Genomic DNA, 25,688 nt, shown 5'->3' on the forward strand with positions numbered 1-25,688 from the left:
TCTATTCAAATCGTTTTATTGGAAAATATACTTCGGTAATCAAATTCATAGGCTCGATCGCCTGGTTAGGGTCGGTTACATACAATTCATAAGGAGAATTTATTAATTCATAGCCCTCGATCTCGATCCATTCCCGCAGTTTGGCATACACCGACGTCAATTCTGAGTAGGCGCCTTTAAAAGTAGACTTCGCACACAGGCCGCCTGGCAATTCCCTCACTCCGCTTATAGTTTCTGCAATGGGGATCGCAAACTCTGTATCATTGCCGGCAGGATTGTATTCGGCACTGTGATAAATCGTCATTGGTTTGCCCAGCAGGGTGAGCCTCTCCGTAGCGATCTTTTCATATAGCATGCTGAAATATTTCCCATATCCTTCTGCATAATCATTGCTGCTCATCGTCCTCCGCAGCGATAGAAGCTTCATCAATGGGGCCTCGACAAGCTGTACTTCTATATGGTCCAAATATGTCATCATGGGTATGCCCTTCTCCAAATTTAAAATATCATGGTTCATTTGTTGAAGGATCATATGTAATGTATTTATTTTCTTCTGCATTTCCCCCCTCTTGCGACTCAGGGCGGAACGAAGCTTCTCTTCTGGATGCTCCTCCTCCAATTCCAAAATGACTTTAATTTCTTCAAGAGAAAAATGATAGGTTTTCAAACGATTAATAAAAATCATCTTTTTTAGTTGGCGGATAGAATAATACCTATATCCATTCTCATAGTTAATCTCATCAGGGTTTATTAATCCGATTTCGTCGTAATAGCGAAGTGTTTTGGTCGATACGCCGCAGATCTTTGAGAACTCTCCTATCGATAACAAGAGGCCACCTCCCTTTCGCCTTGAAATTATTTTGCTTATTTCCAACCATATACCTTCCCCTAGGGGGAAAGTCAACATATTTGAAAAATCCCTATATGTTGTCTAGGACATCATCCATAAGTATTAAATATAGTTCATTTAAACCTTGGATCTAACAGACTTTTTAAATATCTAATCTTCGCCCGTCTGCTCATAGGTGAGAACCCACGTTATCTAGAACGGTGAACTCGATCCATACTCATTAAGAAGCGCGGAAAAAACCGTCCCGATTCGGGACGGTTCATCGATGTTGGCTATTCCTTTTATTTCAACACGCTGGATGGCCAGTTTCCGTACCAGGAGTAGCCCGTTCTTCTTTCCTGCTCAATCTCGCTGAGCTTGTACTTTACCACACCGTCCCGACCGACAAAAATCGGCTTATTCGTACCCATCTCGTAAAAACGCGCCCAAATCGGCGTAGTTACGCTCGAGTCGTTCACAACAACAACGTCATCGCTTGTTTTGACGACTTTAATGCCGGTAATTTGCACGGCTTTGAACCAATCTTGCGCAGCCTTAATGGAGGCAGAGATTTGTGAAGTGGAAGATCTGGTTTTTAGGAATTTCACGATTGTAGTGCTTTCTTTAGCACTTAATGAGGGAACCTCGTAGCTTCTTGCCCCTGCCGGCTTCAAAGTGGAAGAGTCATGCTGCTGTCCCCATGCTGTCAATTTACCGTTCACAACGACTTGGGTCTTAAGGATACAATCAACCCCTTTATCGACAGCTTGCTTGCTTTTACTAGCTAGGCTGCTATCCACAAATGAAAAGTCTCCCTTTCGATTAGCGATTTCATCCAGCAAGATCATGACGTTGATCATGGCATCATCATTGTAAGTAATATGTTTATGATAACCGGAGCCTTGATAAACCTGCGGCCATCCGCCATTGGAATACTGCATTTTAATCAGGAAGTTGATGCCCTTAATGGCTGCAGAAGAATGCTTGCTGTCTCCGGTCTTCTTATATTCGGCCGCCAATCTACGGATTTCCGTATATGTAGCCTTATTATCAATCGTTGATTTGGCCCACTCTCCGCTCGTTACCGCGTAGTCCTTCTTCCACCCGCCGTCGTTCTGCTGATTTTTCAAAATATCAGAAATACTGGCTGTTGTACCTGAGGCATCTGCAGCTAGGACAGTTGTAGCGGGTTGCAGCAAGACTGCAGGAACGGATAGCATGATCGAGAAGGCCAAAGCCAAAGCTATCGTTGTTTTCTTCATAGTTAAGCTCCTTTTCAAAGATTAGTATATCGTTCAATGAATATATTTTTTGATAGATATTGGTTTATGCATCTCTCCTTACTATAAAATACTTATTAAAAGACAAACTTAAATGGAAGCGCTACCAATAAGTGTGTCTTTATTCTATCCACTTCTCTCCCGGTTGTCAATTATTTCCTGTACAACGTTTGACATCTATTTTTGAACTCCTCTTTTCGTTCTATTTTTGAATATACAGGTGAATATGCTGCTGCGATGCTGGTTAAGATAATAGTAACCACTTTTAAGGAGGTTTTCATTTTGGGAGAGAATAAAGATATGAATGCTTTAAACAGGCAAGATGTAAGTCGCGAGATACTGACAACGCGTCAAGGCCATCCTGTAAAGGATAACCAGAACATTCGAACGATCGGTGATCGTGGCCCGGCCACCCTGGAGAATTATCATTTTATCGAGAAGATTTCCCATTTTGACCGTGAAGAGGTGCCGGAACGCGTAGTACATGCTCGCGGAACTGGAGCATTCGGGTATTTTGAAACTTACGGAAAGGTCGGAAATGAACCGGTAGAAAAGTATACTCGCGCAAAAGTTTTCTCAGGTGCCGGAAAAAAAACACCGTTAATGGTTCGATTCTCCACAGTGGCAGGAGCGAAAGATTCACCGGAAACCGCACGGGATCCCCGCGGCTTTGCTGTGAAGATGTATACGGAAGACGGAAACTGGGATCTCGTTGGCAACAATCTTAAAATTTTCTTTATCCGCGATGCGATGAAATTCCCCGATATGATTCATGCATTTAAAGCAGATCCCGTATCCAACGTGCCGCATCCTCAGCGGATGTTTGATTTCGTTTCCCGTTCACCTGAAGCAACGCATATGATTACCTTCCTATTCTCTCCTTGGGGCATACCTGCAACATACCGCCATATGCAGGGTTCAGGCGTTAATACCTACAAATGGGTCAACGATAAAGGCGAGGCTGTGCTAGTGAAGTATCATTGGGAGCCTAAGCAAGGGATCCGCAATTTGACCCAAGAAGACGCAAACGCCATTCAAGGGAAGAATGTCGGTCATGCGACACAAGATTTATTTGAAGCAATCGAGCGCGGCGATTATCCGGAATGGGAGCTCTTTGTTCAGATCATGGAGGATGGTTATCATCCGGAGCTTGATTTTGATCCCCTTGATGATACGAAACTATGGCCGGAGGATCAATTCCCATGGCTGCCTCTGGGCCGTATGGTTTTGGATCGCAATCCGGTGGACTTCCATGCAGAAATCGAGCAAGCTGCCTTTGGTACCGGAGTACTTGTCGATGGAATGGACTTCTCCGACGATAAAATGCTGCAGGGGCGTACCTTCTCCTACTCCGATACTCAGCGCTATCGCGTTGGTGCGAACTATTTGAAATTGCCGGTGAACGCGCCGAAAGTGCCTGTTCGCACGAACCAACAGCGAGGCCAAATGGATATTCGCGATCCGAGAGAATCTGGAGAGAACCAGCATATTAACTACGAGCCCTCGATGATTGGCGGCTATCAGGAAGCAAGCCAGGAAGATCCTCCGCAGCACCGCCCAATGTATAATGCGGCAGCAATGAGTGCGCCGATCGATCGTCCGAACAACTACGGTCAAGCAGGCCATACATACCGGAGCTTTGAGGATTGGGAGCGCGATGAACTGATCAACAACCTGTCCGAAGCGCTTGCGGTATGCGACAAACGAATTCAAAAAGCCATGATCGAGCATTTCACTCAAGCCGACGAGGATTATGGTCGCCGCGTGGCAGAAGGAATCGATAAGGTAATGAAAGAGAGCCAAGAATTGAAGCAGGCTAGCCAGCTTCCAGGCCGCGAGGCCGGCAGATCAAAATTCGGTCAAGGTTCCTTGGCTGCGAATGAAGCCACCAAAGAGGCGGTGGAGAAAAGCCACGAAGCCGATCCATACTAGGTTTATTGAGGAGATGACTATGGAGAACATTGTTTTTCACCTAACAAATACATTCAAGGCCAAGGCGCTTTAAGTGATATTGGGAAGTATGTCAAGGAAATGGGGCGAAAGCCTCTGATTCTAGCTGATGAAGTCGTTTGGAACATTACGAAAGAAATAATTACCGAAGGATTGTCATTAGAGAGCATTGATTTTCAATTTGAATTATTCAATGGCGAGGCTTCTGTCAACGAGGTAAGACGTATCGCCCAGGAAGGAAGGACGCATTCCGCTGATTTCGTCATTGGTATCGGTGGAGGAAAAACACTGGATACTGCCAAAGCGGTCGCCGACGAGCTTAAGACGAAGGTGGTCATTGTTCCCACCACCGCATCGACCGATGCGCCGACAAGCGCATTATCTGTCATTTATAGTGACGAAGGCGTCTTCGAATCCTATAGATTCTACAATAAGAATCCCGATCTCGTGCTGGTGGATACAGCTGTTGTCGCACGAGCTCCAGCCAGATTATTTGCATCCGGAATCGCCGATGCGATGGCCACCTGGGTAGAAGTTCGAGCTACGGTAAAAAGCGGCGGAAGCGCCATGTCGGGCGGCAAACCAAGCATTGCTGCTCAAGCGATAGCGAAAGCATGTGAAGAGACTTTGTTTCAATATGGAATCCCCGCTTATAAAGCTGTAAAGAAAGGCCTAGTAACTCGGCATGTAGAACGATCGTCGAAGCTAACACCCTCTTATCAGGTCTTGGTTTCGAAAGCGGCGGATTGGCAGGCGCACATGCCATTCACAATGGCATGACCGTGTTGTCTGGCGAGATACATCATTTAACCCACGGGGAAAAGGTAGCTTATGGGACGCTTGTCCAGTTGGTGCTTGAACTCCATCCTGAAGAAGAAATTCTGAAGTATATTAACTTTTATCGCGAGTTAGATCTCCCGACCACCTTGGAGCAGCTGCATTTAGAAGATGTAGCTTATGAGGATTTACTGAGGGTAGGAGCCGCAGCCACCCAACCGAATGAAACGATGGTTAACCTGTCCCCCGAGATTACGGCCGAGCAAGTAGCCAACGCCATACTCGTGGTTGATCTACTCGGCAAGCAGACTTAAGCAGCAGCCAGCCCACCGGTATCCCCGGTGGGCTTACTAATGCCCGTGTAGCAGTTCCTCTCTAGACAGCGATCTTCAGAACGAAACTGAAACTGCAGTTAATAAAGCATGGATCGCCCCCTTCATTTCATAGAATGTTATAAGGGGAATCATTGTCAGGGGGGCTCATTTATGCGGGTAAGAGTTCGAACCGGGGATACGCTCTGGTATTATGGCCAGCTTTTTAATATGCCTTTACGTCTCATCATCGATTCAAACCCAGGACTGGACGCCGCAAATCTTTATTCTGGCCAGGAAGTCGACATTCCCGGCTTTGTATTCATCGACTATCATGTAAAATATGGCGATTCGATCTGGAGACTCTCCATGGAGCGGGGATACCCTCTTGATGCGATTCTATTGCTGAACCAATCGGCGAATCCAAACCATTTAATTGTAGGTCAACAGCTTCGGCTTCCGCTCAAAGTCACATGGTACGTCGTTGACGTACAGAAGCCATATGATTTGCAGGCACTTCGCTCCGACCTTAATCGACTCACCGAAATTTATCCCTTTCTTAGACAGCGGAATATCGGTGCCACCGTTATGGGCAAACCCATTCCGGAAATTAGAATCGGGCAAGGAAGCAGAATTGTTCACGTAAACGGCTCGTTTCATGCGAATGAATGGATTACGACCCCGGTATTAATAAGGTTCTTAAATGATTATGCACTTGCTTTGACAAATAACAGCGGAATTCGAGGCCTCGAAATGTATCCACACTATGAGGCGGTTACGCTATCCCTCGTTCCCATGGTCAACCTTGACGGGGTTGATCTTGTCATTAACGGGCCTCCAGCGGAGGAGCCTTATCGAAGCGATGTATTAGCCTACAATCGTGGCAGCACTAACTTTCGGGGGTGGAAGGCCAACATTCGCGGCGTCGATTTGAACGACCAATTCCCCGCTCTTTGGGAACGTGAAGTAGCTAGGAATCCCAAGGAGCGGGGCCCGCGGGATTATCCCGGTACGGCACCCCTTACCGAACCGGAAGCGATCGCTATGGCTGAATTAACGCAGCAGAGCAACTTTGCCTATGTGCTTGCTTTTCACACCCAAGGCAAAGTGATTTACTGGGGGTTTCAGAACTTGGAACCGCCTATTTCCGAAACGATGGTCAATGAGTTCGCCCGAGTAAGCGGCTATGAGCCAATACAATCGATTGAAAGCTACGCGGGCTATAAAGACTGGTTCATTCAGGACTGGAGACGTCCGGGATTTACGATTGAGCTTGGGAGTGGCGTGAATCCGCTGCCTCTTGAACAATTCGCCGAAATTTATGAAGAAAGTCTAGGAATCCTTCTGGCTAGCTTATACTTGTAGGGTTAGCAATAGTCAGTAAAATTATATGTCTCATTCTAGGTAGCCTCATTTCTCTGCTTCTTCCCCTCTTTTCGTAACAAGTATTTTATGAATACGCCGCTTGCCTACTTCCGCTACCTTGAATAGGAATCCGTTAAATTCGAATTCAGGATGCTCCTGCTTAGTTGGAATACGCCCTAGTTTCCCAATGACAAAACCGCTTAAGGTATCATAGTTGCCCTCCGGGAGACCCGTGGATAAAACATCATTTACTTCATCCAAATGGCATGTGCCTAAAAACACATAAGTATTCTCATCCATCCGTTCATAATCCGACTCATCTTCATCGTACTCATCAAAGATTTGTCCTACGATGTCTTCGATCAAATCTTCGAGCGTGATAATACCTGCTGTACCGCCGTATTCATCAATAACGACCGCCAGATGCTCGCGGTTCTGCTGAAGCTCCTCCAATAGTTCATCGCCTTTCTTGGACTCCGTTACGAAATACGGCGCACGAAGGATGGAGTGGATATCCCACACTCCCTCTTCATTAGATGCCAAATATCTAATCAGATCCTTGACATGAAGTATCCCGATGATATTATCCAGCCCTTTTTCATAGACAGGAAATCTGGAGTAACGCTCCGAGGCTACAGTATTGATGATTTCAACCCGTGTAATACCAGCATGAATCGCCCTCATATCGACGCGATGTGTCATGAGCTCAGAGGCTGTTTTATCGTCAAAATCAAACAGATTATGGATGATTGTGCGTTCGCTTTGCTGGATCGTCCCTCTCTCTAATCCAGCATCTACCAGCATACGTATTTCCTCTTCTGAGGCCTCTTCATCTTCTGCATTAGGATCAACGCCAAACAACCGAACCATTACATTTGTAGATGCCGTCAACAGCTTAACGAAAGGCGATGCCACAATCGACAATGCATTTAGAGGAATAGCTGCGAGCATGGCAATCGGTTCCGGCTTCTTCATGGCCAGTCGCTTGGGCACGAGTTCCCCAAATACTAAAGTAAAATAAGATAAAATAAGCGTGATTGCAATAACAGCCAGCTTATCCAGAAGTGCTGGAGCAATTGTTACTCCTAAGGAAAGCAAATAATCCACCAGTATACTCGAGAAACTGTCTGCCGCAAAAGCACTGGCTAGAAAACCCGCCAAGGTAATTCCAATTTGAATCGTTGCCAAAAATCCACTAGGCTCGGAAATCAATTTGTGAATGATTGCCGCTTTTCGATTGCCCTGCTTGGCCAGCATTCTTATTTTATTATCGTTAATTGAAATCAAGGAGATTTCCGAAGCGGCGAAAAAGGCATTAACCAGGATCAGCACAATCAAAACGATGACTTCAAATGTCAAATTAAGTAGCCTCCTCAAATTAACTTTTTGATGAGACAGAAATGAATTTTTAAATCTGCCCTTAAGTAACATTATAGCTTTTTATTAAGAAAACAATCATTAACCTAATTGAATTAATTTCATCTTCGTATTACTATAATCCCTACATCCTTAGGATCAACAAAAGACCGTTTTCCTAAAGAAAACGGTCTTTCCCAATAAGTATTAGTCCAATCACTTACTATTTCCCAACAATATACAGCCCTTAGAAGTACGAGACAAACTCACCAACCGGTTTACGATACCCCCTTAATCTCCGACTCTCTTCCTTTTCTTTTCCGATCGTAATCATTAATACGACTTCATGTGTATGCGGGATATTTAATAGCTCACGCACTTTTTCTTGGTCAAAACCAATCATTGGACAAGTATCCCACCCGCGGTTTTTGGCGGCAAGCATAAATAACATCGCTGACAAAGAGCCATTTCGAACCGCATCTTCTTTTTTGAAATCTTCTCCTCGGCTCTCGTAAAATTTCCAATTGTCCTCGATAATCTCCTGCACCTCAAATTCCTTCAGTATTCCCAATGCCAACATTCCTTGATGAAGCCGCTCTGTTTGTTCAAACGCCTGACGATCCGCAGTTACGATGATTACAGCGGAAGCACTATGCACTTTATATTGGTTGTAAGCCGCTTCGCGAATTTTCTCCTTCATTTCTTTATCCATAACGACGATATACTCGCTGGGCTGCAGATTAAAAGAAGATGGAGCAAGCATGATATCCTTAAATATAGGCTCTAAATCCTTTTCCGTTATTTGAACACCCTCTATAAAATTATTAGCAGAGCGACGTTTGTCAATTAATTCGATAAACTCCATTTGTACTTCCTCCGTTCAATATTAAGATCGTATCTTCAACTATTCCTTCGCTAACATCTCAAAGCTTGGCCTTAGCGCTCCCGAACTGTACACGATATAGCCAATACATAGCGGCTACCATCAAGCACATAACGATAAAAATGTTGCTGTACACGTAGGCACCTTCATTCGCAACAAATGGATTAATGCGAAGTGCTGACTGCTGTTGATCCAGTAATTTGCTTATGATACTCATTGATATCGCACCTGAAATAAAATTCAACATTGAAAATAGCCCCATGCCAACACCGACCTGTTCTTTAGCCAGTGTTCGGGAAATCGTATTTGACATCGTAATTTGCATGAAGGTTTGTCCGACATTTCCTGCAATTAAAATAACTGCAATAATATAAGGCGTCACGCCAACAAAGCTTGAAAGCAATGCATAGCAAACTAACATCAAACAAGCTGCTGCGGACATTAGGAATCCATTGCCACGCTCGTCAGCTAATTTCCCTCCCCTTCGGCCTAACATTGCGGAAACGATGGCTGCCGGGAATAATACAAATCCGATGTTTTCAGGAGAAAGATTATTTAGTGCCGCTAAATACTGAGGAGTCATAAACGTAAGAGCAAAATTCATTGATGTCGTTATAAATGCAATGAACAGTCCGATTGCAAAATACTTATTCGCAAAAATACTTGGCTGGACAAACGGGTGCTTGGCTTTTCGTATTCTGAGAACAAATAAAACAAATAAAGCAATCCCGATGACAAGCAGCAGCCAATGACTTTGTGTAATAGCTAGAAGTAAAAAGGTTACTGTTCCTGCTAGCAGTCCTCCGCCCAGAAAATCGATATGTCCGGCTTCCCCCCTATCATCATCCAAATATTTACGGAACAGAGGGAGCGTGACCAGAGACAGCAATGAAAATAAAAACAACCATCTCCAACTACCATAACCTGAAATCAGGCCAGCGACAACAGGGCCTAGCGCTGCCCCCAAGGACAATCCAACCGCCGATGTTCCAAGCGCTCTTCCCCGCTTCTCGGGAGCGAAGTAACGAATGGGAATAATCATCGCCGTTGCTGGTAATACGGATGCCCCGGCAGCCTGCAGTATGCGTCCAAGAACAATCATCCAATATTCGGATGCGGACGCCCCAACAATTGAGCCGACGGCAAAGAGCAGCAGCCCAAACGTTAACAAGTCTTTCAGCTTATATCTGTCCGCAAGCTTCCCGAACACGACCGACCCGATGGCATATAGAACCATGTAACTCGTCATAACCCAGCTCACCTGAGATGGGATCAGTCCGAACTCTTTTCCGATCATGGGCAAGGCCACATTAAACATCGTTCCATTCATGACCGAGAATATTAATGCAAAGACGAGAACTCCTAATAATTTGTCAGCTCTTTTATCAGCAGCTGTTTCCTGCAACATCGTGATTCCTCCAATCATAATCATTATTATCGCATCACTATCAATTCCGTGAATCGTGACTTTAGCAGGCTAAACAGGTTATAATGTATGAATTACAAGAATGGCTGTTATAGAATTACAAGTCAAGGGAGCCGATACATGTGTCCATAAATATAAATGATCCTCTAGCCATTGATATCATTCATTTGTTAATTAGAACGACCCACACGATTCAAAGAGATTTCAAGACGCAAATTTCATCCGTCGACCTTCCCTTCAAAATATCAGGCCCTCGCTTACGCATGCTGTCCACCGTTTCAGAGGCTGGAAGAATACGGATGAGCGAATTGGCCGCTAAGCTGGATATCCAGGCTCGAACCGTAACCGATTTTGTCGACGCGCTTGAAAGAGACGGCCTTCTAATCAGAATTCCTGATCCGACTGATCGCAGGGCAACCCTCATTCAACTCACCGAGTTGGCGGAAGCTCATCTAAAGGAAGCCCTTGAACAACAAGCGATCATCGCAGAGCAGCTAATTCAAAGTCTTTCTGCAAAGCAGCGTAAAGAACTGCTGGAGATGTTATTGCTTCTAATAAATGATAAGGATCTTTCCAGCGCTTGCGAAGATGATCTAAATTAATCATGGATGCGACGGATGGAAACAGAAGGGATGTAGCTCATATATTGAGGTTACTCATTATGAGGATACTCACAATATTCAGGCATGTCAATAGCAAGCGTTCTATCCTATAGATAGAACATCAAAATGAATCATCAAAAAAGAGGGCTGCCTCCAAGTTACATTTCACGGGGGCTGCCCTCTTATTGCTGCTTTTTCCTATTTCTCGAACCGGAACCAGCCAAAATCAAAATTACTACCTGGCAAGAATATGAAGGTTATTTTTTGCATCCCGTTGATTTTCTCGAGATCGAATACTCGCTCTTCATATCCGTCAGACTGTGTAAACTCAACGAGCTGATTGCTTTCGTCCTCCTCCGAGGCAAAACGGATGTGTATCGTATTCTTGTCGATCGGCGAACGTCCGAAAATGACGAGCTTCGTCGCCCCTTCACTTCCAAAATCCATCTGCTCGAATACAAGGGACACGTTGTTGCCGATCCCTTCAACACTATTCTCCGTTATAGTATACGTATCTCCGTATATACGGTCGCTATGGGCAACAACATTCTGCTCAAAGGCCCTGTTCTTCAGCTCAAATGAAAATCCTTTAATATGCACCTTTTGCCGCAGAACGAAGCAAATTGAGGTTACACCGCGCAGTGTCTTGGATAAGCGGTACGTCTCCTCCTGATACACATTCCACCTTGTCTCTTTCTGATAAATGACATCGGCCAATAGTGAGCTGCCTTCCTCTCCCGGCATGCCCTCCCAAATCTCCAAGGGGTATTCTTCGCTGGATAAGGCAAAAATCGGAATCGTAATTGTATCGGAGCCGTAAGACCCGAAGTCAATATCGCGGAATCCAACTTGGGTTTCGCCGTCTCTGCTTGTAGCTACGCCCCTTTCGTTCCCGTTGCCTACCTCGCCCTTGCTATAGTCGTACAATCCTGCAGAAATAAATTTATAAGGATCTTTATAAGCTGAACCTAGGCCAGTTGCTGTAAACTCCAATTGGGATATCTGCTTGATTTTATCCGTCCCGTTCTTGCTCATGCAGCGCAGCCGGAATTCTCCATCCCCTAGAGCCGTAATCTTTGCTTCATGGCCGTTCGCTTCTACCTTGGCGATATTCGATTCAATTCCCGCGTCATTGACGACGGCCCAATCGACCTCCTGGTAAGAAGCTGTTGCCGGATGGAATTTGGCCCTTACGACCATTTCCCGCTTCATCGGATCGAATTGCTGTCCGGCTTCGCTAAGCAACTCGATCTTGCGGAGCGGAATCTCTTCCTCGTTCCCCATTACACAAGACAGATTTTCATTCTTTGTTCCCGCTGACACTCCAATGAGCATATCTGCATCGGCCGGAAGAGATTCGAACAACATTACTGCGCCTTCCAAACCCTCGGAAGTCACCTTGATTTGGAGCTCACCGGGCTCCAATGCCGATCCGACGATAGCCATTAGCTTGCCGCTGAACAGCCTTCTGCTCTGTCCTTTGTACGGATCGTAATCGGTGCTGTCTCCGTTATCAAGACCCAGCAGCCGCCCGGCTCCCGTAACCTCGACATGCACTCTGTTATTGGCATTTTCTACTGTATGTCCGTCTTCATCTTGCATCGTAATTTCTACAAAGAGAAGATCCGTGCCATCAGCTATTAGCTGCTCTTTGTCTACATTTAATTTAATGTTCTTTGCATCTCCAAAGGAGGATTTTTCATCCGTAGCGATGATCCGGCCAGTTTCGTCATAAGCGATCGCTTTCAGTACACCTGGCGCATAAGGAATTTTCCACCAGCCCACAAGCTCGGTTCCATGCGCATGATCAATGTTATGCGTGCCTATCGTTTCTCCATTAAACTGCAATTCGATTCGCGGCGCATTTGAGCAGACTCGGACATCGATCATTTGACCGGGATTGAAATCCCAATAGGGCAAAATATGCACCATAGGCTTGATCTTGTAATTCGTCCAGGCGGATTGATAAATATAGTATGAATCTTTAGGAAATGTTGCCGTATCGATTTGTCCAAAATAAGAATTCTTCGTATGATACGGTGTCGGTTCCCCAATATAATCAAATCCAGTCCATATAAATTGCCCGAGTGAAAAAGGCGTGTCCCTTTCGGCTAGAATGCATGCTTCCGCGGATTTTGCTCCCCAGCTCGTAGAGCTGTTGCCGAGGGCTGAGCACTGCTCGTCATCATCGGCGAGAATGGACTTCTCGAACGGGAAATGATAAATGCCTCGGCTCTGCACCACGGAAGCTGTCTCGCTGCCGTAGATGATCCAGTCCGGATGCTCTTGATGGTGCTGGTCATAATATTTTTCCGAATAATTATAACCTGCAACCTTGACGATATCCGCGCATTTTTGCGCGTTCTCCCAAGGCATATAGTTCGAGCCGATCGTCACTCTCGCATTCTGCTTTGGATCAAATTCCAGGACGGCATTCATGAGCATCCGGGTAATTTCCTGTCCTCGCTCATCGGCGTGGGTATCATAAATTTCATTGCCGATACTCCACATCAGCAGGCTCGGGTGATTCCGATCCCGCATAACCCAGCTTTTGACGTCCCGGTGTGCCCATTCCTTGAAGAATCTCGCATAATCATATGTTGTCTTTGATCTTTCCCACATGTCAAAAGCTTCCGAAACAACGAGCATGCCCATCTCGTCCGCCAAATCCATCAGCTCTTTGGCAGGCATATTATGAGCCGTGCGTATCGCATTCGCTCCCATTTCCTTCAAAATGACAAATCTTCTACGCAGAGCGGTTTTATTGAAAGCAGCTCCGAGAGCGCCCAAATCATGATGCTCACAGACCCCGTTCAATTTCATCTTATTCCCATTGAGAAAGAAGCCATGTTCAGGATCGAGCTGGATACTTCTAAATCCGACATGATGAGAAACGGTTTCAATCTCTTCCACAAGCTCTTGCTGTTGGTTAGCTCCCTGGCTCGGCACAACTGCCTGTAAACTTGTAATGAGCTGGTAGAGATGCGGCTCATCGGGACTCCAAAGTTTTGGCTGCTGGATGATCAGCTTTTGCCGGTTCGTGATGGTAGATTGACCAACAGCGGTTACTTTGTCTGATACTTCGGCGATGGTTTGGCCTTGATCCAAAATGGAGTGCGTAACAATTACATCCTTATGAATGCTTAATTCGGTGTCGATCTCGACCTCCCAGCCGCCATCCATTTGTTTCGTCGAAATGTATACGCCATCGGTAACAATATGATTGTTATCTCTTTCTTTAAGCCATACGTTACGGTAAATGCCCGCACCTGAATACCACCTGCTATTAGGGCTTTGGTGCACGACTTTCACAAGAATTTCGTTCTCTCCCTTAACAAGGAAATCCGTAATCTCGTATTCAAAGGAAGAATACCCATATTTCCACTCACCTACAAGTTGATCGTTAACATAGACAGAAGAATCCATATAAACTCCATCAAAGCTTAGCAGGATCTGTTTGCCTTCCTTGGTATGTTCAAACTTTTTACGATACCAGCCAATGCTGTTCTCATATAGATCCAGCGTATTATAGATCAGCCAATCATGGGGAATATCGACAGGCTCGAAAGCTAGACCTGCGTAATCCATTGTCCCCAGACCGCTTTTTGCAAACTCCCATCCATCATTAAACAGTGTCTTCATATTCATGGTCGGCATGCTCGCTTTCTTCAAAAATTTAATCAAATTTTACGTTGCATAATGCTGTTTCCCCCTACTATAGCATGTTAACAGCCGACTGATGTTCAATTGAGAATGAATCTAAGTTTTTTTAAGCATTTTCTTTAAGCGCTTACTATTATGCTTATTGCATCGAAACTAAATGCACGAAAAACAAACTATAACACTGCTATATTTGTCTCTTACCAAACTCTTAGAGTTGAATAAACTATACTAATCTACAAAAAGGAGTGATATCGTTGGCAAATAGTGATGTACGTCTTGCTCTTTGGTCTGGCAACAATTTTTCTGTTCGTCGTATTCTGCTTAGACGCGGAGGTGTTGCGATTCGCGACCTTGGAGCATTCCGATTCAACAATGCCCTCTCAAGCTTTAGACTTAGAAATGTCGTTCAAAGCTCTCAAGTCACGTTGGTACTGTTCTCACGACTTAACTTTCAGGGATCATTCCGTGTATTTCGCGGTAGCCAAAACGTAGCTAATCTTAGCAACTTTAATTTTAACAATGTTACATCTTCCTTAATTTTAGTAGGCCGAAATCTGACAGACACTGAAATTTCACAAATCCAAAGCTCAGGTAGACCACCACAAGACGTACTCATTATCAGACAGTAATACTGTTTAAAAGGGGAGCCCTTTGGGCCCCCCTTTTTTTACATCTAATTCTTAAAACAATCCGCAACTTTTCTCCTGAGTAGTAAGCCTTAAAATATTACATAATTAAACATTTATCTACATCATGTTATTTCATGATATAAATGGAGTAGTTCCTTTTATACCTCTCCTCAATTCGTTCATTATATTAAACACGTCCTATAAGAACATGGGCTCATATATTTTTCTGCTATCAATGCTATAATAACCCCGTTCAGTTTTTGTAGAGAAATCAATTTCATTAGAGAGGAATGGAGGGTAAACCATGAATGTGAAAGGTTGCCAAAAGCTTGTCAGTCTTCTGGTTGCCTTGGTTCTGGTGGGAATTCAATCCCCCCTGGTTTATGGAGAACAATCATTGGTTAAAGCTACTTGGATATGGCAAACGGAAATGATAAGGGATGGCGGGGAGCAAGTCCTCCGTTTTTCCCGAAATGAAGGCATTAACTTGATTTACTTGCAGATCAATCGACAAATGCCTAGAGAAACATACGAAGTTTTTGTAAAACACGCACATGAGGAGCGAATCAGTGTCCATGCCTTGGGAGGTGATCCCAGATGGGCGCTGACGGAGCATCGTGATGACATGCTCGGATTGGCTGATTGGGTTATGAACTATAACAGCAACGTCTCGCCAGAGGGCCGATTCGATGGCGTCCATCTTGATATCGAACCCTATGTGCTTGCCCAGTGGGAAAGCGATCATAATGCGATCATTTCATCCTGGGAAGGTAATCTAAGAGCATTTCTCAGCAAATTGTCGGAATCAGGGCTAGAGCTCGGAATAGATATTCCCTTTTGGTTTGACGATTTCATCCTAGCTGATGGCACCGCCTTAAACGAATGGCTCATGAGTGCTTTTGACCATGTAACGGTAATGGCTTACCGGAATCAAATGGATTCAGAGAACGGTATCATTAGTCTCACTCAAGATGAACTTAAACTCGCGGATAAGATGGGAAAAAAAGTTTTGGTCGCGGTGAATACTAAGGAAATGCCACAAGAAGTCCACACGACCTTTCATGGGTATAGCAAGGAGCAAATGGAACAGACACTGCAGTTGTTGTCTAGTAGTCTAAGTTCTTATGCATCCTTTGCAGGATTGGCCATCCATGATATCCGCAACTGGGAGAATATGCATCACACTGACATAGAAGATGATATATCACCTGATGAACCGTCTGCTCCGAAACCGGTACCTGAGCCCGAGCCTGACCCAGTACCTGATACAGAGCCACAGCCTGAACCGGAGCCGGAGCCAGTCAACTGGGTGCCTGATGCTGATCCTGTTTTACGGGATCAAATCATAAGGGGAACTTATATTTGGGAAGCGAATGAAGTCATCCAGAACAGCCAGGAAATTCTTGATTTTGCGATGGAAAAGCAACTGAATTGGCTATATGTGAGGCTAGATCTCCAGCAGCCATTCAGCTCTTACTCTTCGTTTGTCAAACAAGCCGCTGCTGCCGGAATAGAAGTACATGCCTTAGGAGGCACTCCGACTTGGGCATTGGAAGAAAATCTGCCATGGATGATGAGGTTGGTCAATTACGTTAAAAACTATAACCGTGCTGTAGAAGGCGATGAACGATTTCACGGCATCCATGTTGATATTGAACCTTATGTACTGCCTGAATGGAGAACAGAGCCGCAGCAGATCATTACCGAGTGGACCTCGAATCTGGACGCATTTGTCACTGAACTGAAAAAAGACTCCAACCTTGAGGCCAGCATGGACATGGCTGTATGGCTCGATAAGTACCAAGTTACCGGCGAGGACATCTCCCTCAGCAAATGGATGATCGATCGTATGGATCATGTCTCTCTGATGGCCTTCCGGGATTCCGCCGAAGGATCGAATGGCATTGTCGCCGTAACCAAAGAAGAAATCGCCTTTGCGAATGAACTAGGCAAGCCGATTTACATCTCGGTAGAAATCAAAGAAAGCCATGAAGGCAATCACATTACCTTCTATGAGGAAGGCGCAGCCTACATGGAAGAAGAGCTTGCCAAGCTACATGAATTATTGAAGGATTCATCGTTTAAAGGAACCCTTGTACATGCCTATATTTATTGGAGGAATGCGAAGCCTTAATTCGGTATAAGGTTCTTTGCAGCCCCTATGCCCGAAAGAGCATAGGGGCTTATTCCATAACAAAAAAGACCGTCCTCCGAGGAAAACGGTCATTCATGTACAAATTAACTTTGCTAAGTCTCTTTTGTTACTGTTATTCTTCTTGCAAAATCAACAAACTGGAACTTGTCCAGACGATGTCTCGATTCCGTGTATTGAAAAAGTGTTGTATCCTCTAGGTGGACGTACCCCCGGACGACAACTACATGCGTATCATCTTTTAAATCCATGTATTGATGATCCATGTCCGTAGCTCGCTCTACACAAATGACTTTCTCTGCATAGCTGATCTTCAGCTGAAGCTCCTGCTCCAAATATTGATAGATGGAATCTGACGCGATTTCCTTCGTCAAATTCGGTATGATTTCGGCAAGCAAATAATCAATATCCAGAATGATCCGCTCCCCGTCAATCTCCCTGGCGCGAATCACCTTCCATACCGGCCTACCCGCCTCAATCCGCAGTTCCTTTGCGATATCATTCCCTGCCAGCACGCATTCGGTAGCATGAACCAAGGTTCTACTCTTCTTGCCTAGCCTTTCGGAGAGCTCTTTGTAGCTGACCAGACCGGATATCGGAAAATTAAGCCTGCCGGTATCTAGAACAAAAGAACCCTTTCCTTTTACTTTGTTGATGTAACCATTCTGAGCCAGCAGGTTTAGCCCCTTGCGTACGGTCTCTCTCGAAATCTGGTAAGTCGCAGCCAATTCATTTTCCGAGGGCAGCTTGCTTCCTGGCGCGAGTACCCCTGCATCGATTTGTTCAGCGTAATCCTTGTAAAGGCTCAAAAATATATTATTCTTCATCACCTGATCACCAACATTATTGTATCATGATTTACGGCAATGTCATTATAACCTGTCTCTGCTCTCAAGACTTCAATGCAAATGAAACGCGAAGCACCGGATTGTTGTTTTGAATCGCTGCTCCCTCGTATTCCTTCATCACCTGAACCCCTTCCTGACCGTCTGGCACAATAACCGGGGTAATGATCGGAAGACCAGCTTGTTCAATACGCTTTTGATCGAACTCCAGCAGCAGTTGTCCTTGGGTAAAGCTTGAGCCCGACTCCACATGAGCGGTGAATCCTTCCCCTTTCAAAGAAACTGTATTAATTCCCACATGAATCAATAATTGAATACCGTTCGTATCGGTAAGAATCAAAGCATGTTTGCTCTTAATCAAATGTGCCACTGTTCCGTCAAAAGGAGCATATACCTTGCCCTCGGATGGCTTAATGGCAATGCCTTGGCCCATTTGCTTCTCCGCGAAAGCCGGGTCTGGCACTTCGGACAACGGGACAATTTCTCCACTGATCGGAGCTGCGATTTCCACGGTACGTTTGACGGAGTTGTCGTGGCTCTCTTCAGCGATATTGCTTACTGTTCTACTCGATGCTGCCTCTGCATTCACATCCATGTCACCCGGACTATTATCCGTCGGCTTATTTGATCCAGACATCTGGTATTTGCCGTACAATAGCGTCCCTGTAAAAGGAACCACAAGCACAATAGCCATGCCTAGGAAGAAGATTCCCCATTGGTTCGGGAAGATGGATAAAAATCCCGGAATGCCGCCCACACCGATCGAAGATGCAAGTACATTATTGAGAGCTAACAATACACCCGCGATGCCGGAGCCAATCATGCCAAAAATAAATGGATATCTGTGACGCACGTTCACACCGAAAATCGCCGGCTCGGTTACGCCCAAGAAGGCGGAGATCGATGATGTCACGGCTAGCCCCTTCGCTTTTTGTTCTTTGGTATTGAACATCATAGCCAGGGCTGCCGCACCTTGCGCAATATTGGCTAAGGCCAGCATCGGCCATAGAAATGTTCCGCCTTGACTGCCGATCAATTGAATATCTACAGCTAGGAAAGTATGATGCATCCCTGTGATGACAAGCAAGGAGTACAACCCTCCGTAGATGAGACCTCCTAAGGCAGCAAAGGAGTCAAAGATGCTGACCAGTCCTGAAGTAAGGGCGTTGCCTATGGCGAAAGTGATCGGACCTACGATAATAAATGCAAGAAAACCGGTAACTAGCAAGGCGACAGGGGCAACGACAAGCAGCTTAATGGAATCATGCACTCGCTTGTTCAGCAACTTCTCGATCTTCGCTAATATATAAGCAGAGACAAGTACGGGCAGCACTTGCCCCTGATAACCGATCTTCTCCACTTCAAATCCAAACAAATCCCAAACCGGTACCGTGCCTGCCAGTCTGGCATCGGCGTATTGATAGGCGCTCATGAGATCAGGATTAACGAGAATCAAACCTAGTACAATCCCTAGCAGCGGGCTGCCTCCAAATTGCCGAACTGCCGACCAGCCGATCAGCACGGGCAGAAAGCCAAAGGCTGTGCTTGCAATCAGGTTAATAATCGAAGCTACATCCGCCCACTCTGGATGCACTGCAATCAGAGATTGATCTGAGTAGAAAATGCCTGGCCCTGTCAGAATATTATTAATCCCGAGAAGCAGACCTGCCATCACGATGGCTGGCAGAATCGGAATGAATATATCGGCCAGCGTCTTAATAGCTCGCTGCAGCGGGTTCTGCTTTTTACTGGCAAGTGTTTTCACGTCATCCTTGGACGCCCGGGCTCCCCCGGTAATATTAATCATTTCGCTGTAGACTTGATCGACTAGCCCCGGCCCGATCACAACTTGAAATTGACCTTGGGTAGAGAATTGTCCTTTCACAAGCTCATTCTCATCCAAAGCCTTGGTATCCACCTTGCTTTCATCCGCAAGGGCAAATCGTAATCTGGTTACGCAATGCGTAGCGGCTTCAATATTCTCTTTGCCGCCAACGGCTTCAATGATTCGCTCTACATTTTTGCGATCTATGTTCGCCATTATCATCGGCTCCTGACTTTTAAGAATAATAATTCATGATATTAACTATATTAGTTAACGTTGTTAATTAACCACATATATGATCCATAGGGCGGAAGCTTCACGCTAACCGCTATTTCCGGCGTTTTCTCTGTATTGCCGACAAGCAGCTTTTTAGAGCGTGCTGCCAATAGAGTTGCGCGGAACCTGCTAGGAAATTCGAATTGTACCTCATCCCGGCTGAAGTTCGAGATAACAACCAGAGTTTGCTCCATATTTTTTCTTGTGTAGGCATACACCTGAGGGTGTCCATCATCAAGACGACTATATTCACCGTCCGTAAGTACCGCAAGGTTCTTCCGCAATTCAATTAATTCCCGATAGTGATGGTAAATCGATTTCGGATCTTCTGCCTGTGACCTTGCATTGATGGCCGGATAACGTTCATCGATTTTAATCCATGGCGCACCGGTCGTAAATCCAGCCTGATGGCTATCGTCCCACAACATTGGCAGCCTTGAGTTATCTCTGGAGCGAACCTTTACGATCTGGGCCGCTTCTTCTGCTGTTTTTCCTCTTTGCAGAAGAATTTCATACATATTTCGTGATTCGATGTCTCGAAACTCCGAAATGTCACCCCATTCGGGATCCGGCATCCCAATTTCTTCGCCCTGATAGACATAAGGCGTCCCCTGCAGGCCATGAAGCGTAGTCGCTAGTAGCTTGGCGCTTTCTACCCGGTACTCGTTATCATCGGTAAACCTTGTCAGTGCTCTTGGTTGGTCATGGTTGTTCCAGAATAGCGCATTCCAACCTCCGCCCTGCTGCATGCCGATTTGCCAATCAGAGAGCAGTTGCTTCAGCTCTTCGAAATCATACGGCTTCAGCTCCCATTTTTGGCCATTCGGATAGTCCACCTTCAAATGGTGGAAATTGAACGTCATAGAGAACTCATTCTCCTCAGAATGTGAGTAACGAATGCATTGCTCCAGCGTTGTAGATGACATTTCTCCCACCGTTACCAGATTATAAGGTCTGAATACTTTATCATTCAGCTCTTTAACATATTCGTGAACACGAGGCCCATCGGTATAAAATTTGCGACCATCTCCTGGCGGAATAGATCCGTCGTCATTCGGAAATCGCTGATCCTTGGAAATCAAATTAATGACATCCATGCGAAACCCGCTTACACCTTTCTCCGCCCAGAAGGTGAGTATATCAACAACCTCCTGTCTGACCTTCTCGTTCTCCCAATTCAGATCCGCTTGCGTCTTATCGAACAGTGTTAAGAAATATTGCCCCGTTCCTTCGTCATACTGCCATGCGGAACCCCCGAATTTGGACTGCCAATTATTTGGCGGCCCTCCGTCGGAGGCAGGATCTTTCCAAATATAGTAATCGCGATAAGCATGATCTCGGGACGACCTTGCTTCCTTGAACCATCGATGCTCGGTGGATGAATGATTCACCACGATATCGATCATCAAGTGCATCTCTCTTTTCTTAAGCTCCCTTACAAGCTCATCAAAATCATCCATGGTTCCGAAAGCCGGGTCAATATTGTAATAATCTGCAACATCGTAACCGTTATCATTTTGCGGAGATACGTACACAGGCTGCAGCCATACAATATCGATTCCTAACCCTTTTATATAATCCAGTTTCTCAGTAACCCCGCGAATATCTCCTGTTCCCCGACCGGTTGTATCTTTAAAGCTCTTTGGATACACCTGATAAACCGTAGAAGTTCTCCACCAATCCCTAGGCTGGTTTCCCTTAATCAGCATGAAGCTCCCCCTCCTATTTCATCTTGTATATACAGGTTGCACGTAAATCATATTATACTTGTATATACAGGCTGTCAACCTTCTAAGTATAATTACCCTCTTCTTGCTGGGTAGACAAATTTTTTAAGAAAAAAATCAAATTAATTGATGATATAACAAGGCAGTATATGCACAAAACAAAATAAACGGCTTAGGCTTCTCGAATTCTTTATTTTATTCAAAAAAAGCTTATTCAAACTCATAGTTCAAGTTTGAATAAGCTTATGAAAGGCTATCAAAGTATTTAAGTTATATCGCTTAAAGCCAACTTCTTCAAATTCGCAATCATTTGATCCAATCGGTCAAATTCTTTCACGATCCCTTCAATGCGATCAGTCTGTTCATTATTGGATGCAGAGGTCTGCTCTACGCCGGCGGAGCTTTCCTGAGTAATCGAAGCAACCATTTCAGCTCTTTCAGTGACCTCGCGCAGCGTCGTCTCCAAGCCTTCGGATTTATCCTTAACCGCAGAAGAGGTTAAGGACACACCCTCAATATGCTCCAAAATGCTGCGAAAGCTGCTCTCTACTTCTTTCATCGCTAGCATGCAGTGTTCTACCGCTAAGTTACTGTGTTCGACTTGAAGCGATACGTTGTCGGATTGCTGCCTCAGTTCGCCCATAATTTCAGAAATATCCTGCGCGCTCTGCTGGGAATGCTCGGCCAGCTTGCGAATCTCCATAGCAACTACAGCAAAGCCCTTTCCGGCCTCTCCAGCTCTTGCCGCTTCAATACTGGCATTCAGGGACAACAAATTCGTCTGGTTGGCTATTTCCTCGATCGCTGACAAGATCGTATCGATTTCCTCTGTCTTGTCATGCAATTGGCCCATGACCTCAGAGGTAGAAGAAGCCGCCTTCTCGACTTGTTTAATATTTTGAAAAAGCGTTTGTACGTGCTGATTTCCTTGTTCCGTCTCTTGCCGCGCCGTACTGGATAGTTCGGTAACATAGATGTTTTCCTTCAGCACTTCCCCGACAAAAGCATCGATTTGCGCCATGGATTGGCTAATCTCTGTCACGCTGGAAGCTTGTACTTCTACGCCCGTCGAAATATCGTTGAATGTGGACGTAATTTCACGAGCGGTTCTTCCGGTCAGTTCGACGTTCTCACGCAATTGAATACTGAAGCCCGTCAAATAATCGATGGAGTTTCTTAGTTCCGTAAGCAGTTTATCGTTCTGCTCCTTCTGCCGTTCGCTTTCCCGCAAGGCCGCCCTAGCCTGATTTAATGTCTGGACGTTCACCTTGGAAATCATATAAAGCCCAATCGTAACTAAAATGAACGCCAGAACAACCATAATTCGCCCAGCCCTAATCCGATCTGCAGGCAATCCAACGAACACTTGCTCTGGATAAATGAGGGTAAGCACCAAGACGAATGCGGTAATCAGACCGCCCACGATCAGAATCGGCTTAGATTCAGGATAGACCATGGTCAATACGAGCGGGATGAAAATAATCAATAAAACATAAATGCTCTTTGTCGTAAATATAAGCGAGCAAATATACACAGCCAAAGAAATAAGCATAAAGTACTTCATCTGGAATATGAATAATTTTTTCTTATAGCAATATGTCCATACACTAAATGGAAGCAATCCTAAGACAAGTATCTTCCACAACACTTCCAAGAAAAATCCGGTGGCAAACGTGCTTAAACTCCCAATAACGACGAGTACCCAGGCTGTAAGTAACAAGGTCTTGTTGCGATCATGATAAATTTCTTTTCTATCCATGCACGCTCTCTCCTCTTTCCCTATTCCAATGTTAGCCGCTCTCTCATTATTTCGGCAAAATGCATGGATAAGTGAATAAGATTCCAGCACAAGCATGGCAACATTGTCTCCGATAATCTATCCATATCAGCACAATCCCCAATTAACGGGGATTGTGCGTTTTTCATATATGCCTGCCTGTCTAATTTTTCTCCTCTATATCTGCAATCAATTTCTTTAAAAAAATGTATAGCGAATCTCTTATATCTTCATTTTTAAGGCTCCATTCAATAGACGCGATCAGATAACCGAGGTAATTTCCAACATCATACAACTTCCCTTCATGCTGATATGCATAAAGCGATCGCTTGCTGGTCAATGTTTGAAGGGCATCTGTCAACTGAACTTCTCCCCCGACACCAGGTTTGGTATCGTTCAAAATATCGAAAATGTCTGGCTCAAGAATATAACGCCCCATAATAGCCATTCTGGAAGGCAATTCCGTTTTCGGTTTCTCGACCAACCTATGAATCCGGTAGAGTCGTTCGCCTTTCTTTTCACCTAGAACGATACCGTAATTTCCGATTTCTAAGTCAGGCACTTGCTCTACTGCGATTACAGGAGCTTTATATTCGTTGTAGACATTAATTAATTGATTCAAGCAAGACAATGATTTCTCCATAATCATATCTCCAAGCAGCACAGCAAATGGTTCATTTCCGATAAAACTTCGAGCCGTCAAGATGGCATCTCCAAGCCCGAGTGCTGTCTTTTGTCGTACAAAATGAATATTGGCCAAAGTAGTTGGCTGATGGATCATTTTAAGCATGTCTAGTTTTCCAGAAGACTGCAAATGCAACTCAAGCTCCGCATTATTATAGAAATAATCTTCTATGGATCGTTTGTTTTTCCCTGTAATGATAATAATCTCTTCGATTCCTGAAGCAACGGCTTCTTCTACAATATATTGAATTGCTGGTTTATTCAGCACAGGCAGCATCTCTTTTGGGACTGTCTTGGAGAAGGGAAGAAATCTAGTGCCTAGTCCCGCAGCGGGGATAACAGCTTTTCTTACCTTCATTTCCAATCTAATCACCCCCCTTTACAACATCATTATAAATAGACAAATATTTCTCAGCCATCTTATCAAGTGCAAATCGATCAGATACGTACCGCCGGAGATCCGACGGACTAAAAAGGGGGGGACTCGAAACCTTGTCTGCCATCTCATAGACATCGCCGCACAGGAAAGTCGGAAATCCTGATAAAACTTCGGGGACTGCACCTCTCGGGTAAGCAGCTACCGGAGTTCCACACGCCAGCGCTTCTATCATCACCAAGCCAAATTGCTCCTCACAAGCAGTAGGAAACAGCAGCCACTTTGCATTCTTTAGCAATTTCTGCTTTGCCATACCATGCACTTCTCCAACATATTCAATGTTCGGATTGTTGTGGATTCTAGGCAGCAGCTCATTGAACAATTCACTGTCCCATGGAGGCCCCGCGATAATTGTTCGCATGCCTGTTAGTTCAGCTACCTTAATCGCATCCTCAACCCCTTTTTCCCTATCGATTCTTCCTAGAAACAATAGATAATCTCTCTTATTTTTACTGAATTCATACTCATCGATATCAATTCCATTATGCACAAAATATCCGCGATCATGATGAATCGATTGTCTGAGTTTGGTTTCACTCACAAAGACGGGGTATTGAACGGGTTGATTTTTTGACCATTCGGTATGAATCGTAGATACTACTGGAATGCTCAGCTGAGCTTCTCCGAAAATCAAATCATGCGTATGATCATGAATGACATCAGTATCATCTGGCATCGTTTGTAAGACGAATTCTTTCAAGTCCCATTGATCCCATCGGTGTCCATAAGGAATTATGATCCCGCCGCCCTTGCTTCCTGCTACGGCATAGACATATACCTCGTGACCCATTTTATCAAGTTCGATCGATAAATTATAAACAACACGTTCTAGTCCCCCACTACCGGGAAGTGGAATAATATAGGGTGAGATTTGAACAATAATCAAATAATTCAC

At 44.9% G+C, this 25,688-nt stretch carries 16 protein-coding genes and 1 pseudogene; 5 read left to right on the forward strand and 12 right to left on the reverse strand.

All coding sequences use genetic code 11. From position 1 onward, the window contains the following. Position 1: 1 nt before the first annotated feature. Both CZ379_RS17970 and pelA read right to left on the reverse strand, forming a co-directional pair. The gene (locus tag CZ379_RS17970; RefSeq protein WP_110932882.1) at positions 2–829 is read right to left on the reverse strand and encodes a MerR family transcriptional regulator; all 828 of its coding nucleotides are present in this window, start codon (positions 827–829) and stop codon (positions 2–4) included. 302 nt (positions 830–1,131) lie between these two features. Next, entirely contained in the window at positions 1,132–2,091 is a 960-nt protein-coding gene (gene pelA / locus CZ379_RS17975) for a pectate lyase (protein WP_110932883.1), read from the reverse strand. Positions 2,092–2,391: 300 nt separating this feature from the next. Between pelA and CZ379_RS17980 the strand changes: the two genes are divergently transcribed. The 3 genes and pseudogenes from CZ379_RS17980 (at position 2,392) to CZ379_RS17990 (ending at position 6,512) form a co-directional block, all read left to right on the forward strand. Continuing rightward, positions 2,392–4,041, forward strand: a complete 1,650-nt coding sequence (locus CZ379_RS17980) for a catalase (protein WP_110932884.1) — start codon at positions 2,392–2,394, stop codon at positions 4,039–4,041. 51 nt (positions 4,042–4,092) lie between these two features. Beyond that, positions 4,093–5,150, forward strand: a pseudogene (locus CZ379_RS17985) (glycerol dehydrogenase). 171 nt (positions 5,151–5,321) lie between these two features. After that, a complete protein-coding gene (locus CZ379_RS17990) occupies positions 5,322–6,512 on the forward strand; it encodes a M14 family metallopeptidase (protein WP_110932885.1) in 1,191 nt (396 codons plus the stop codon). 45 nt (positions 6,513–6,557) lie between these two features. On the opposite strand, the gene CZ379_RS17995 is transcribed toward CZ379_RS17990, so the two are convergent. The 3 genes from CZ379_RS17995 to CZ379_RS18005 all read right to left on the reverse strand — a co-directional run bounded on the left by CZ379_RS17995 (position 6,558) and on the right by CZ379_RS18005 (position 10,159). After that, positions 6,558–7,871, reverse strand: coding sequence for a hemolysin family protein (locus CZ379_RS17995; protein WP_199925666.1), 1,314 nt, complete (start codon positions 7,869–7,871; stop codon positions 6,558–6,560). A 244-nt stretch (positions 7,872–8,115) separates the two neighbouring features. Beyond that, the gene (locus tag CZ379_RS18000) at positions 8,116–8,733 is read right to left on the reverse strand and encodes a nitroreductase family protein (protein ID WP_110932887.1); all 618 of its coding nucleotides are present in this window, start codon (positions 8,731–8,733) and stop codon (positions 8,116–8,118) included. Between the two features lie 58 nt (positions 8,734–8,791). Beyond that, entirely contained in the window at positions 8,792–10,159 is a 1,368-nt protein-coding gene (locus CZ379_RS18005; protein ID WP_110932888.1) for an MFS transporter, read from the reverse strand. Positions 10,160–10,305: 146 nt separating this feature from the next. Between CZ379_RS18005 and CZ379_RS18010 the strand changes: the two genes are divergently transcribed. Further along, the gene (locus tag CZ379_RS18010) at positions 10,306–10,779 is read left to right on the forward strand and encodes a MarR family winged helix-turn-helix transcriptional regulator (protein WP_110934436.1); all 474 of its coding nucleotides are present in this window, start codon (positions 10,306–10,308) and stop codon (positions 10,777–10,779) included. A gap of 198 nt (positions 10,780–10,977) precedes the next feature. Here the strand turns inward: CZ379_RS18010 and CZ379_RS18015 are convergent, their stop codons facing one another. Beyond that, the gene (locus CZ379_RS18015; protein WP_110934437.1) at positions 10,978–14,427 is read right to left on the reverse strand and encodes a glycoside hydrolase family 2 TIM barrel-domain containing protein; all 3,450 of its coding nucleotides are present in this window, start codon (positions 14,425–14,427) and stop codon (positions 10,978–10,980) included. A gap of 948 nt (positions 14,428–15,375) precedes the next feature. Between CZ379_RS18015 and CZ379_RS18025 the strand changes: the two genes are divergently transcribed. Further along, complete coding sequence (locus tag CZ379_RS18025; protein ID WP_110932890.1) at positions 15,376–17,205, forward strand: hypothetical protein; 1,830 nt, start codon at positions 15,376–15,378, stop codon at positions 17,203–17,205. Between the two features lie 113 nt (positions 17,206–17,318). Here the strand turns inward: CZ379_RS18025 and treR are convergent, their stop codons facing one another. From treR to CZ379_RS18055, 6 genes are all read right to left on the reverse strand, one after another. Next, positions 17,319–18,050, reverse strand: coding sequence for a trehalose operon repressor (treR, locus tag CZ379_RS18030; protein ID WP_110932891.1), 732 nt, complete (start codon positions 18,048–18,050; stop codon positions 17,319–17,321). Positions 18,051–18,114: 64 nt separating this feature from the next. Further along, positions 18,115–20,109, reverse strand: coding sequence for a PTS system trehalose-specific EIIBC component (gene treP / locus CZ379_RS18035; protein WP_110932892.1), 1,995 nt, complete (start codon positions 20,107–20,109; stop codon positions 18,115–18,117). A gap of 50 nt (positions 20,110–20,159) precedes the next feature. Next, complete coding sequence (gene treC, locus CZ379_RS18040) at positions 20,160–21,878, reverse strand: alpha,alpha-phosphotrehalase (RefSeq protein ID WP_110932893.1); 1,719 nt, start codon at positions 21,876–21,878, stop codon at positions 20,160–20,162. Between the two features lie 283 nt (positions 21,879–22,161). Continuing rightward, positions 22,162–23,655, reverse strand: coding sequence for a methyl-accepting chemotaxis protein (locus CZ379_RS18045; protein WP_110932894.1), 1,494 nt, complete (start codon positions 23,653–23,655; stop codon positions 22,162–22,164). A 181-nt stretch (positions 23,656–23,836) separates the two neighbouring features. Further along, the gene (gene galU, locus CZ379_RS18050; RefSeq protein WP_110934438.1) at positions 23,837–24,715 is read right to left on the reverse strand and encodes a UTP--glucose-1-phosphate uridylyltransferase GalU; all 879 of its coding nucleotides are present in this window, start codon (positions 24,713–24,715) and stop codon (positions 23,837–23,839) included. 7 nt (positions 24,716–24,722) lie between these two features. After that, entirely contained in the window at positions 24,723–25,688 is a 966-nt protein-coding gene (locus tag CZ379_RS18055) for a glycosyltransferase (protein WP_110932895.1), read from the reverse strand.

The sequence above is a fragment of the Paenibacillus bouchesdurhonensis genome (assembly GCF_900155685.1).
Classification (GTDB): Bacteria; Bacillota; Bacilli; order Paenibacillales; family Paenibacillaceae; genus Fontibacillus; species Fontibacillus bouchesdurhonensis.

Bases quoted from the DNA above. Each gene is read 5' to 3' on its own strand.
- treC (WP_110932893.1), bottom strand. From the start codon at position 21,878: ATGCTGATTAAGGGAAACCAGCCTAGGGATTGGTGGAGAACTTCTACG.
- galU (WP_110934438.1), bottom strand. From the start codon at position 24,715: ATGAAGGTAAGAAAAGCTGTTATCCCCGCTGCGGGACTAGGCACTAGA.
- CZ379_RS18045 (WP_110932894.1), bottom strand. From the start codon at position 23,655: ATGGATAGAAAAGAAATTTATCATGATCGCAACAAGACCTTGTTACTT.
- CZ379_RS17990 (WP_110932885.1), top strand. From the start codon at position 5,322: ATGCGGGTAAGAGTTCGAACCGGGGATACGCTCTGGTATTATGGCCAG.
- treP (WP_110932892.1), bottom strand. From the start codon at position 20,109: ATGGCGAACATAGATCGCAAAAATGTAGAGCGAATCATTGAAGCCGTT.
- CZ379_RS18000 (WP_110932887.1), bottom strand. From the start codon at position 8,733: ATGGAGTTTATCGAATTAATTGACAAACGTCGCTCTGCTAATAATTTT.
- CZ379_RS18025 (WP_110932890.1), top strand. From the start codon at position 15,376: ATGAATGTGAAAGGTTGCCAAAAGCTTGTCAGTCTTCTGGTTGCCTTG.
- treR (WP_110932891.1), bottom strand. From the start codon at position 18,050: ATGAAGAATAATATATTTTTGAGCCTTTACAAGGATTACGCTGAACAA.
- CZ379_RS18005 (WP_110932888.1), bottom strand. From the start codon at position 10,159: ATGTTGCAGGAAACAGCTGCTGATAAAAGAGCTGACAAATTATTAGGA.
- CZ379_RS18015 (WP_110934437.1), bottom strand. From the start codon at position 14,427: ATGAATATGAAGACACTGTTTAATGATGGATGGGAGTTTGCAAAAAGC.
- pelA (WP_110932883.1), bottom strand. From the start codon at position 2,091: ATGAAGAAAACAACGATAGCTTTGGCTTTGGCCTTCTCGATCATGCTA.